This window comes from Microvirga sp. P4_G7, assembly GCF_056401005.1.
Genome location: NZ_JBFUKD010000477.1, coordinates 1 through 3,026 on the forward strand (window position 1 = coordinate 1; position 3,026 = coordinate 3,026).

Annotated in this window: 2 protein-coding genes; both read right to left on the bottom strand. The window is 59.4% G+C overall.

The features are described 5' to 3' along the window. Positions 1 to 162 precede the first annotated feature (162 nt). Positions 163 to 1,194, bottom strand: a complete 1,032-nt coding sequence (locus AC1DT3_RS16615; protein ID WP_477466347.1) for a DUF1254 domain-containing protein — start codon at positions 1,192 to 1,194, stop codon at positions 163 to 165. Between the two features lie 16 nt (positions 1,195 to 1,210). Further along, entirely contained in the window at positions 1,211 to 2,629 is a 1,419-nt protein-coding gene (locus AC1DT3_RS16620; protein ID WP_477466348.1) for a DUF1254 domain-containing protein, read from the bottom strand. Positions 2,630 to 3,026 lie beyond the last annotated feature (397 nt).

Here is a 3,026-nt window from a genome sequence, read left to right on the forward strand (position 1 = left end):
GGGTCAAAGGCACCTGACCGCAGCGCTCACTCACGTCGCAAATTTCCCCTTAGGCAACATTGATTGCGAAGGGTATTCCTGCGCCCACAAGCGTACGCTGCCGATGGTCGACTAAGATGCCATCAACGGGTGATCGCGCCGGCGCTTCCGTATCCCTCACAATCATTGCGCGGGCTGYGGTTCTGGAAACGTCCAGCTGTTGTCCAGGATCTCGGCGCGCGGACGATAGAGGCGCACCGTGTAGTTCCAACCCTTCATGATCGGTAAGCAATTGGCGATCTTGCCGTCGCAGCCACCGAATTGAACATCGATCGAGCCGTCCCCCTCGCTTTTCTTCGCGGTGATGTTGTTAAGCGAGTACGCGCCATAGGGGTTTTTCTCGTAGTAGCCCTCAGCATTGTAGAGGCTGACTGACCAAAATTCGTCGACCGGCACGTCCTTGACGTGCAGTTTGTAAACGGTCGTGCCGTCATTGTTGGCCGGAGTGACGTTGAGATAGATGGCGGCCTTGTCGGGATTGCCGCCCCAAGCCGCCGCGGTTCCGATGAGGTGCCGGATCGGGTCGACCTCCTCCTTGGTGCCGAACGCCTTCTTGAAGTTGGGTATGGTGGAGCCGAGGATCAGGAGCGCATCGCGCACCTTCTTCTGGCTTGCGGGGTCCCAGGCGGGCACCTCAAAGCTTCCGACACTCGCCTGCTCGGCGACCACCTGATCCTGCAGCGCGTGGACCTTGTTTAGGTCCTCAGGGTCGGTGGGATCGACAAGCGTGCGGATTGCCACGGCTACATAGCGGGTGCCCACCTTCTCCTTGTCGAGCGCGTATGTTCCCGCACCGTAATTCACCTCCGGCACATAGTGATCTTCGCTGATCACTTGCATGGACATGAAGCGGTCACCCGCGTCGGGCAGCGTGACCCTCACCGGGCCAGCGTCGAGATCGAAGACGGCAGACGAGTAAAGTGTGTCGCGGTTGAGCCGAATGACCGTCTGTCCATCAATCGGCGCCGGCTCGCGACTGTGGTGGAATTTCCCTATGGCCCCGCTCTCCTTGATAATCCCGCCCAGATAGAGGTCTGACTCCGCGCGAACAAAATTGTCGACCGTCACCGGCTCAACGTCGGCCGCTCTCGCGGTCTGCAAAGCCAGCGCCGAAATGACTGCGACAAGCACAATTGCCGTCACCCTGTTCGTCATGTCTGCCTCCTCATGTTCACTGCGCCCGCACAAGCGCCGGCGCCTTCCACTTGCCGTCCAGCGCTTCCGGCTTCGGCCAATAGAGACGCATAATCATGAAGAACGGACCGCTGGGCGTCGGTAGCCAGTTGGCCTCGTTTTCCGCACCGGGCGACTCGTGCTGGATGTGAAGCGTCAGACCGCCGTCACTGTCCTTCTTCAGCTGCGGCAACATTGGCGAGTTGATCAGGTAGCGGTTGAGCTTGTTTGCTGAAAGCAGGCTCGCTGGAAGTTCGTAGAGGGTCAGCGACCAGAATGAATTGACCGGCGGGAGCTGATCGGGCCCGAAACGCAACGTATAGCGGTTTCCGCCGGCCGTCGGATGGCCATCAGCGTCCGTGAAGAAGGCGGGATAGATAGCCTCATCCTTAGAGTTTCCGTAAATTCCCAGCACGGCGCTCGCCATGCGGTCGAGGTAGCGGCCATCGAGGAACTCACGTCTGCCGAAACCGTCGGCGCTCGAAATTTTTCCGGTGTCGATATCGCTCTTCTTGTAGTTCTCGAACTCCACCCATGCGTCCGCCATCCCTTCCTCGATCGCATTCCGCATTTCGGGCGAGAGCGCTGCCGCATCGAACGCCTTGCCGGGCTCGATGCCGATCCGGGCGAAGCGCGCCGTGAGCTCGGTCTCCGAGGGATGGGTCGGGCAGAACTGCAAGATGAAGTTAAGCTGGTTGAAAAACGCGGACGATGTTTTCTGATCCGCCGTGCTCAACGGATCTATGAAGTCGATGTCCGGTAGTGGCGGCGGAGCCGGCTGGCCGAGGAAGGCTGAGAGCGACTGAACCTTGTAGCCGGCCTGGATATTCTTGACGTTGTCGAGGTCGCCCGGGCCGAGCAGCTGCGTGCGGTAGAGCACAAACGCGAAGTCTGTTTCCGATTGGATCACCTCCTTGATTCCAGGCGGCTTTTCGCCTTTCCAGCTCGGTCCGGCGAGGAGGAAGCTTCCTGCGTCGTTACCAGTTGCGCGGCTGCCGACATAGGCGAAGTTGAACGTGTACATGTCGATGAACTGCAGCGAGTAGTACCGCTTTTTGTCGACCTTAGGCACCGTCAGCACTAATGGCTCGGACCTCAGATCCGCGCCGACGAAGGAGTAGGGCGTGTCCGAATTGGGGGTCTGGATCGCCTTGTCGTCGGGCGTGTAGACCCGCGCCGTGTTGTGGATCTCGTTCCATGCGCCCTTGTACTCGGGGTTGCTGGTGTCGACGAAATACGAATGCTGGATGCGGTAGCTGTCGACAAGTGGGAAGCCCCAGACATAGGCTTCCTTCGCGATCGCGCGCGCTTCTTCCGTCGATATCGCGGCGGCGGCGGCCCGTTCCAGGCCGATCGATGCCGCGCACACGATCACAGCGCTAAGCAGCAGGCACCTTCTTGAAATCAACCACAACACAAGCGGTCCTTTTTATCATTGCGGCAACCCACTGCACTCAAACGACAGCGGAAGAGCCAATTATAGACGGGAGTATTGGTCGCGCAAGGAGCCGACATGTATGTCCGGAGGTGGCCTGCAACTGTTCCTTCCGATGGCATAGTCAACGATTGCGCAGTGAGCGTGGTTGGAAATCGTCGGTCGCCCGCGAAGATCAGTTCGGCATCGATCCGATGACGCCGTTCGTATTTCCCACTGCTAGATGTGGCCAACTCAGGGCGGCCCTTCGCGCGTTCCGCAAGTCGTTCAAGCCTAAAGCCGACCCTCGTCAGCCCCACCGCGAGACGTGTTTATGAGTTCACTGCCTAGTTCGTCGGGGCGTCTAGCCTGGGATGAGACCGTGCTTGCGGTAAAGTCC